Genomic DNA, 7983 nt, shown 5'->3' with positions numbered 1-7983 from the left:
CCCGACCGTCGCGGCGAGCATGTCATCCCGGATACCCAGGTAAACGCCCACATCGGCCTTGAAGCCCTCGTACAGTTTTCTCTGCGTCGGATCGAGACTCAGCCGATCCACCCGGGCGAGGAGCGTGTAGCCCTGTTCATCCCGTCGCTTCATATCATCCAGAACGGCGGATACGTCGTTTCCCAGCGTAAACCGGTCAAACAGGGCGTAAACAATCGCGGTCCGCATATCGAGAAACTGCTGGTTAAATTCGGCCACCGTATTCATCAGGACCACGTTCTCGTCGTACATCCTCTGGCCGGCGTTTTTGATGGTCCAGATCTGACTCAGACCGACCACACCCATGACAAGCGCCACCGCGGCCACAGCGAGAAATCCGCCGATGAGCTTGTATCCCAGTTTTACATTTTTCATGCTTCCCTTCCACTCCTTCCCTTATCCTGCTTCACCGCCCGGCCCCTCTCGTCCGGCCGTCGCGGCGAGCATGGACAGATCCTCCCGCGTCAGCACCTTGTCGATGTCCAGAAGGATCTTCACCCGACCTTCCGTCTTGGCCATACCCATGATGTATTCCGTGTCCAGGGGACTTCCGAAATCGGGGGTCCTCTCGATATCCGCCCCCTTGATCGTCAGCACTTCCGAAACCGTATCGACGACGATCCCCATCAGGAAAGGGGCGCCCGTCCCGGTGATTTCCATGACAATGATGCAGGTCCGGTCCGTATAGGCCATAGCGTCCATACCGAACTTCAGGCGAAGATCCGTCACGGGGATGACCTTACCCCGGAGGTTGATGACCCCCTTGACCCAGGCGGGGGCCTTAGGCACCGAAGTGATCGTCATCATCCCGATGATCTCCTTGACTTTGACAATCACAACGCCGTACTCCTCACCGGCCAGGGTGAAGGTCAGGTACTTGCCCTCATGACCCGCTTCCCGGTTATTCTGTGATACATCCATTGACCCGCTCCTTTCAGGACAGACTCCCGGAGACGGGGGCGCCGTGTCCGGACATGCTCCCCGACCCCCGGTCGGCAACCTGCGGCTGCGTTGTCCTCCCATTGAGGTAACAAAAAGGATGCCAAGGGACACACCCCGAAGGCTCAGTCATTACCATCCACGTAAAAATCAACACTTACGCGTGCATTGCCTTTCGCACCTTTACACGGCGGGCATTCAGGACAGGGGAATGGGCGGGGATGTTTCTTTCATCGGAGGAAGGGTTTGGGTGGGTATGCTGGCTTTCATCCTCTCATATCGCATGGTTAGGCCGAGTATCGTCAAACAGGACACATCCTGCTTTATGAAACATCCGCCTCCGTCTGATCCCGCCTGAATCCGTACTTCTTCAGGAGGACGTAAAGTCTCGAACGGGACAGACCGGAAACTTCACAGGCCCGGGGGATGTTTCCGTCCGTGGCGGACATGAGGTCCTTCAGGTAGTCCCGTTCCAGGCCGTCGAGCATGGCCTGCCGCCTCGCCTTCAACGTCTGCAGGGGCAAGGCGGCGCCGGACGGGTTTCCCTTCCCGGAAAGGGAGCGGCGGGCCAGGGCGATACGGATATGCGGGGGCAGGTGCTTGGAAAACAGGACCTGTTCGCCGCTGCTGACCGTCATGGCCCTGTCCAGGGCCTGAAACAGCTCCCGGACGTTGCCGGGCCAGTCGTACTGGCCGAGGGTCTCGAGAAAGTCGGCGGAAATGCCCCGCGCCGGGGTCCCTCTGCGTTCGCCGATGCGTCCCAGGTAGGAGAGAACCAGGTCCGGAATATCCTCGGCGTGCTCCCTGAGCGGAGGCAGGTCGATCGTCAGGGCCCGGATCCGGAAGAACAGGTCGTCCCGGAATTGCCCCGCCTTGACCATGGCCGCCAAATTGCGGTTCGTCGCCGCAACGAGGCGGAAATCGCTGTATCGTTCGTTTTTCGCCCCGACGGGACGGAAACGGCGCTCCTGAAGGACCCGAAGAAAATCCTTCTGAATGGACGGGGGCAACTCCCCCACCTCATCGAGAAACAGGGTCCCCCCGTCGGCCTGGCCGATCAGTCCGTCCCTCCGCATGTCCGCCCCGGTGAAGGCCCCCTTCTCATGACCGAAGAAAATGCTTTCCACAAGCGTCCTGGGCAGGGCGGCGCAATCGATGGTCACCATCTTCTGCGCCTGGCGGGCGCTGTTGCTGTGAACGGCCCGGGCGAAAAGCTCCTTCCCCGTGCCGGTCTCTCCCGTAATCAGAACATTGACATCGCCGGCCGCCGCCTGGGCCACCAGGTCAAGGCAGGCTTTCATCCGCCCCCCTTCGCCGATAATGCCTTCCCGTTTGAACAAAACAGGTTTTTTCCGTCCCCTCTTCGCTTCCCGGTACTCGAGGGCCCGCAGGAGTGGAAGCTTCAGTTTGTTGATGGACGAACCCTTCTCGATGTAATCCCAGGCGCCGTTCCGGATGGCCAGTTCGGCGCCGTCGGGGTCGCCGTATCCCGTGATGATGATCACCTCCGGCGAGGCCTGCGCGGCCTTGACGCGGGGCAGAAAATCCAGGCCGTTGCCGTCGGGCATCACGACGTCCAGAAAGACGACGTCGAAGTCCTGACGTTCGATGGCCTGCGCCGCCTCGTTCAGGGTAAAGACGGGAAAGGCCTCGTAACCCATCTGCCTGACGAGATCGCGGAGGAGCTCCGCCGTCAGCTGTTCGTCGTCGATGATCAGGATTTTTGGAATGTTTGAAACAGCGTTCTCTGAGAGCATGGGGCTTCCTATGGGACGTGCATCCTTATCATACGGGAAGGACAATCGCAAGGAAGAGGCCCCGGCGAAGGGGGCGGGCGGCACCTATCTCGCGTCGATGATCAGGTTCCGGAGCATCTCCCAGGCCCGGTCGAGCTTTTCCCGCTCTTCCGGATCGAAGGCCCCGCCGCCCGGTTTGCCCGTGGAGTAAATAACGACCGTGTTCCCGTCGGCGTCCCTGATTTCTTTCGTTCCCATCGTGTCGTACGGATTCCGGTTTTCCCCCGCCATTTCCTGCGAGATCATCAACTGGATCGTCGCGTCCTGTACACCCGCCTTCTTCAGTTGAATCACCTGCTCAGGCGTCAGGGCATGGCCAAACCCGGGGGAAAGGCAGAGAATCCCCGCTCCGAGGAAGCATAAAACAAGCCGTCTCCTGCACATGGCTCACTCCTTGCGTCATGCCGGGCTCCCGGCGTCCGGACCCGGTTCCCCGTCGGCGTCCAGGACCTGCCGGATTGTCCGGGAAAGCTGATCCATCATGAAGGGTTTCTGGATGAAGGCCTGGACGCCCCGGTCAAGAATCATCCTGGCGTCGCCGTTCAGGCTGTAGCCGCTGGAGAGAATCGCCTTGACCCGCGGGTTGATCCGTCTGAGTTCCTCGAAGGTTTCCCCGCCTCCCCATACCGGCATCACCATGTCCAGAATCACCAGGGCGATCCGGTCGTGATGGACCCGGTATATTTCCAGGGCCTCCTTCCCTCCGGAAGCCCGTAACACCTCGTAACCGAGGGTTTGAAGCAGATCCCCCGTCACCCCCAAAACGGCCGGTTCATCGTCCACGATCAGCAGGGTTTCCGTACCCCTGAGGATCGTCCTCCGGGCCCGGACCTCTCCGGAAAGCACTTTTTTCGAAGTGGGCAGGTAAATCGTGAAGGTCGTCCCCTTCCCCCTGTCGCTGTACACGTTGATGACACCGCCATGGCCCTTGACGATGCCATAGACGGTCGCCAAACCCAGACCGGTCCCCCGACCCATTTCCCTGGTCGTAAAAAAGGGATCAAAAATACGCTGACGGGTTTTTTGATCCATGCCGACTCCCGTGTCGGTAACGGACATCCGGACGTAATCCCCGGGGGAGACCTTGTTGACCCTCGCATAAACGGGGTCCAGGGTCACGTTTCCCGTTTCCAGGAAGAGGTCCCCCCCTCCGGGCATCGCCTGCCAGGCGTTCAGGCACAGATTCAACAGGACCTGCTCCATCTGGTTTTTGTCGATATCGACGGTCCAGAGTTCCCCGTCCAGTTTTTTGTGAACGGTTATTTCCTTCCTCGTGCGATGGAACATGTCCACCGTTTTTTCAATCAGGCGGTTCAGGTCGGCCGGCATGACCTCGTACTTCCCGCCCCGGGCGCAACCAAGGATCTGTTTCGTCAGACCGGCACCGCTGACCACCTGGTCCTCGATGGCCTTCAGTTTTTCATGGAACGGATGCGACACCTCCAGACCGTACAGCATCAGGGACGTGTACCCCTGGATGCCCATGAGCAGATTGTTGAAATCATGGGCGATCCCCCCCGCCAGGGTTCCGATGGCCTCCATTTTTTGTGCCTGCCGGAGCTGCTCCTCCAGTTTCCTCCGCCTCGTGAAGTCCTCGTAGGTCTGAAGGTGCTTTCCATTGCTCATGTAAACGGACCGGAGAAAGATGATCTTTTCCGTGCCGTCCTTGCTCATGGCCCGGACCATCCCCTCGACGATCCGCCCGGCCACAGGCTCCTCGTACAGGTTTTCCTGCCAGAAAGCCTGTATCTTCTTCCTGTACGCCGGATCGGGGTAAACCTTCAGGAACCATTCATCCTTTGTGGGGACCTCTTCGAGGGTGTACCCGAAAATTTCCGTGAACCGGGGGTTGAAGTACTCGAACAGCTGGTCCGTGTTCATCAGGGAAATGCCGACGGGGGTCTCTTCCGTGAGGAGACGGAACTTCTCTTCACTCTCCCTGAGGGCCTCCTCCGTCCTCCACAGATCGCTGATATCCTGGATGGTCTCCAGGGCGCCGATGACGTTGCCGTCCTTATCGCTGAGGCACCGCGCCTTGATGCAGAAGCGCCGGTTCCGGAAGCCGGGAAGTCTCGAATTTTCCGCCTGCAGGACGGGGACGTTCTCTTCCTCGCGGACATGGTCATAGCCGCACGTGTCCCCCAATTGCCCCGACTCGGCGTCGGCGTTCAAAATCATGTCGAGGAGGACGGGACGCCGTTCCCCGTAAAAGGCCACGGCGTATTCGTAATCCCCCTTCCCGAGGATCTCGTTCCGCCTGACACCGGTCAAGTTTTCGATGGCCTGGTTCCAGATGATGATCCTCCCTTCCACGTCGATGGCGAAGGTGGCGTCGGGCAGGAAATCGATGACGTCCCGGTGCAGGCGCTCCGACTTTTCAAGGGCCCTGTCCAGGGCCTTTCTCGCCCTCTCCTCGCGGATGGCGTCCAGGCGGGCCACCAGGAGGGGGGTGATAAATTCGGCGGCGCCTTCCAGTTTCCGGCAATCGGCCTCCGTGTAGTCCTCCGCCTTGTTCGCCACGGCCATGACGCCCACCAAAGATCCCCGGTACGTCATGGGCACGGCGAGAGCCCTTTCGATGGGGCCATGACCGTCCGGAACGGGGAGGGGCAGGTTGGACAGGCAGGTCTTCCCCTCCCGCACCGCCTTCGCCCAAAACCCGGGACAGGCGGAAGGGAGAAAGGTCCGGGGGTTCCCGTCCTCCATGGGCGGGGAACTCAGAGCACCGCCTCGCCCGACAATACCCAGGTGTCCGTCGGGGCTTTCCATGAACGCGAGGATGACGCCCCTGACGCGTTCGTAAATCTCGTCATCCGAACAAACCAGGAAGGCCTGGACAATCTCGTTTCGGACCCGCAGTTCCCGCTCCCGGGCAACCTGCTGCGTCACGTTGTCGAAGATGAACACGATCTCGCCGGATGGAAGACGGTACATGTAGCTCTCGTACCACCCGTGACGCACCACATCCCCGTAGTACGCCGCGGGCTTCCGTTCCGCCTTTCCCGTTCGATGAACCTGCATGAGGGCATGGGGGATGTCCGTCTCCCGTATCCGGGGGAAGACCTCGGACAGTTTGCGGCCGATGGCCTCCTCCCGCCGCACCCGGGCGATCCGTTCCGCCGCCTCGTTGAAATCCCTGAGGACAAAGTCCCGATGATCCTCCGTCGGTGCCATCACGGCAACCCCGCTGCCGATGTGATCGAACAGTTCACGGTAACCGCTTTCGTCCCGGCCACGGGCCCCCCATCCGTCCCGATCGTCCGCGACGGCGTCACGCAGGCCCTCCCTCTGACGGAGCCGCTCCTGAAGAGAGGCGACCCTGCCGTTTAACCGGTCCAGCTCATCCAGGAGCTGCTCCCGCGTTCTTCCATCCTGCTTTCCCATCCTCCCCCCCGTTTTCGGGTCAAATCCTCCATGCCGACGTCCTAGTAGATACCCATCTGGCATCCCCCCGCCAGAACGCCGCCCAGGTCGCGGCACTTCTCCAGATCGTCGGGGCCGACATCCCCCCGGGCGATCACGGGCTCGTACACCTTCTTGAAGGTGTAGCCCAGGGCGATTCTCTCGATGGCCCGGAGGGCCCCGGTTCCATCGTTACCGGCGCTGATGAAAACGACATAGGGTTTGCGGAACACCCGCCCCTCGACTTCGTAGAACGTCCGGTCAAAAAAATCCTTGACCATGCCGGACATATAACCAAAGGCCTCGGGGGTGCCGATGGCCAGGCCGTCGGCCCAAAGCAGGTCTTCCGCCGTCGCTTCGGCGGCCCGCTTCAGCGCCACGGTCACCTCGCCGATGTCCGTCGCGCCCGCAGCGACCGCCTCCGCCATCTTCGCCGTGTGACCGGTCAAGCTATGGTAAACAATTAAAATTCTAGTCATTATTTTGACAATGCGCCATTTTATCTTCACACCATACAACAACGAAAAAAACAATATCAACCTTTTTTAGAGGAACAGGAGAGGAAGCGACAGGGGACGGGGGAAACGGGGGAATGGGAACGGGGCGAAGCAGAAGGACCGGCGTTCCGGACGGGATCATGACGTGTTTCGGCCCTTCCCGCCGTACAGGGCCGTGACCCGGCTCACATAGTCCCTCGTTTCCCGGGGCATCCGGCCGCCATGATTCTCCAGGTTGCCCATGCCCCAGTTGTAGGCGGCCAGGGCGAGGGGAACATCGCCGTCGTAGCGTCTCAGTAATTTTTTCAGGTACCGCGTCCCGGCCATGATGTTTTCCTCCGGGTCATAGGGGTTGACGACCCCCAGTTCCCGGGCCGTTCCGGGCATCAACTGCATCAGGCCCATGGCCCCTTTGGGGGACCGCGCGGAGGCGTTGAAAGCGCTTTCCGTCTGAATCACCCCCCGGATCAGGGCGGGATCGACATCATGGACGGCCGCCGCCTTCCGGATAACCGCTTCGTACCGCTCCCCCGGCGCGGGAGCGACCTTTCCCGGCGAAGAGGGAACGCTCCGCCCGACGGCGGATTCCTCGACGGTCGCCCCTGAAACGGCCGGCTGCAACAGGGGACCGTCAAATTTCCAACGGAAAGACACGTCGGACCCATCGCCCCCGATCGTCCGGAGGAGGCTCGAGGTCATGCCGATATTCATCCAGTGAACGAGCTGCATGAGCTTCGCCCTGTCCAGGGGCTGGTCCCAGGCCACCTCCCCCGGGGACGCGCCGGGCTGCTCCGCGGCGAGTCCGTCGAGTATCCGGGAAAAAAGGCCGGCATCATCGCCCCCCGGCAACGGGCCCGACCGGACGGTCCTCTCCGCAGGCGCGCCGGGCCCGGCCGCCGGAGACAAAACGATTTTATGGAAAGGCAAGATACTCATGAATCACCTGGGGGAAACCACGTTTTCTGCTCTCCTGTTGACAAACAATTTTCATGCCAGACGGAGGAACATGGGCCATCCCGTGTGTTTCGTTTAAGACTTCTCACATGCGTTCGAAGTGACAGGGAGGGTATCGATGTGACAGGGAAGCCTCCGGCGGGATTCGGAATGACATTGTAGGTTTGGCGCAGGGATGCGGAAGGACATGAAGGCTCCGGCGGCTCGGAACGACAAAAAACAGCGTTGAGAATGATAACATGAAAAAAAGTGCACCTCCGACAGGGCGCTAGTGCTAGACTAACCCCTACGTTTTAGAAAACATTAAGGAGGTGCACGTGATGAAGTATATCGGAATTGATTATCATAAGCAATAT

At 60.4% G+C, this 7983-nt stretch carries 7 protein-coding genes; all 7 read right to left on the bottom strand.

The genetic code is table 11. The features are described from left to right. On the bottom strand, positions 1–414 hold a 414-nt coding region (locus GX147_05400; GenBank protein ID NLN60136.1), incomplete at its 3' end, for a hypothetical protein. A gap of 21 nt (positions 415–435) precedes the next feature. Next, positions 436–960 (bottom strand): purine-binding chemotaxis protein CheW, encoded by a 525-nt coding sequence (locus GX147_05395; protein ID NLN60135.1) that lies wholly within the window; start codon positions 958–960, stop codon positions 436–438. Between the two features lie 341 nt (positions 961–1301). Then, complete coding sequence (locus GX147_05390; protein NLN60134.1) at positions 1302–2708, bottom strand: sigma-54-dependent Fis family transcriptional regulator; 1407 nt, start codon at positions 2706–2708, stop codon at positions 1302–1304. Between the two features lie 111 nt (positions 2709–2819). Beyond that, entirely contained in the window at positions 2820–3158 is a 339-nt protein-coding gene (locus GX147_05385; protein ID NLN60133.1) for a hypothetical protein, read from the bottom strand. Between the two features lie 15 nt (positions 3159–3173). Continuing rightward, positions 3174–6158 (bottom strand): PAS domain S-box protein, encoded by a 2985-nt coding sequence (locus GX147_05380; protein ID NLN60132.1) that lies wholly within the window; start codon positions 6156–6158, stop codon positions 3174–3176. 41 nt (positions 6159–6199) lie between these two features. After that, complete coding sequence (locus GX147_05375) at positions 6200–6655, bottom strand: flavodoxin (GenBank protein ID NLN60131.1); 456 nt, start codon at positions 6653–6655, stop codon at positions 6200–6202. Between the two features lie 156 nt (positions 6656–6811). Continuing rightward, complete coding sequence (locus tag GX147_05370) at positions 6812–7609, bottom strand: lytic transglycosylase domain-containing protein (protein ID NLN60130.1); 798 nt, start codon at positions 7607–7609, stop codon at positions 6812–6814. Between the last annotated feature and the right edge of the window lie 374 nt (positions 7610–7983).

The organism is Deltaproteobacteria bacterium (assembly GCA_012522415.1).
Lineage (GTDB): Bacteria > Desulfobacterota > Syntrophia > Syntrophales > JAAYKM01 > JAAYKM01.
This window is presented reverse-complemented; position numbering and strand designations above follow the sequence as displayed.

Excerpts from the sequence above, each read along its gene's own strand:
- GX147_05395 (NLN60135.1), bottom strand. The coding sequence starts at position 960 with ATGGATGTATCACAGAATAACCGGGAAGCGGGTCATGAGGGCAAGTAC.
- GX147_05370 (NLN60130.1), bottom strand. The coding sequence starts at position 7,609 with ATGAGTATCTTGCCTTTCCATAAAATCGTTTTGTCTCCGGCGGCCGGG.
- GX147_05385 (NLN60133.1), bottom strand. The coding sequence starts at position 3,158 with ATGTGCAGGAGACGGCTTGTTTTATGCTTCCTCGGAGCGGGGATTCTC.
- GX147_05375 (NLN60131.1), bottom strand. The coding sequence starts at position 6,655 with ATGACTAGAATTTTAATTGTTTACCATAGCTTGACCGGTCACACGGCG.
- GX147_05380 (NLN60132.1), bottom strand. The coding sequence starts at position 6,158 with ATGGGAAAGCAGGATGGAAGAACGCGGGAGCAGCTCCTGGATGAGCTG.